1 protein-coding gene is annotated in these 570 nt (G+C 67.9%); it reads left to right on the forward strand.

Annotated elements, in window-relative coordinates; all coding sequences use genetic code 11:
- Positions 1-570 (forward strand): methionine adenosyltransferase domain-containing protein (locus ACFP1Z_RS33690; protein ID WP_390321872.1); only part of this gene is annotated, 570 nt, incomplete at both ends.

A 570-nucleotide genomic window follows, 5' to 3' on the forward strand; every position in this document is an offset into this window, starting at 1 on the left:
GACGAGCTCGACAAGCAGGGTGCGGGCGACCAGGGTCTGATGTTCGGTTATGCCTGTGACGAGACCCCGGAGCTGATGCCGCTGCCGATCAGTCTGGCGCACCGGCTGTCGCGGCGGCTGACGGAGGTCCGCAAGAACGGCACGGTGCCGTATCTGCGTCCGGACGGCAAGACGCAGGTGACCATCGAGTACGACGGCAGCAAGGCCGTGCGTCTGGACACGGTGGTCGTCTCCTCGCAGCATGCCTCGGACATCGACCTGGACTCGCTGCTGGCGCCGGACATCCGGGAGTACGTGGTGGAGCACGTGCTGAGGGAGCTGGTGGAGGACGGCATCAAGCTGGACACCGAGGGGTACCGGCTGCTGGTGAACCCGACGGGCCGGTTCGAGATCGGCGGTCCGATGGGGGACGCGGGTCTGACGGGCCGGAAGATCATCATCGACACCTACGGCGGTATGGCCCGTCACGGCGGCGGTGCGTTCTCCGGCAAGGACCCGTCCAAGGTGGACCGTTCGGCGGCGTACGCGATGCGCTGGGTCGCGAAGAACGTGGTCGCGGCCGGTCTGGCC

The organism is Streptomyces gamaensis (assembly GCF_042656465.1).
In the GTDB taxonomy this organism is placed as follows: domain Bacteria; phylum Actinomycetota; class Actinomycetes; order Streptomycetales; family Streptomycetaceae; genus Streptomyces; species Streptomyces gamaensis.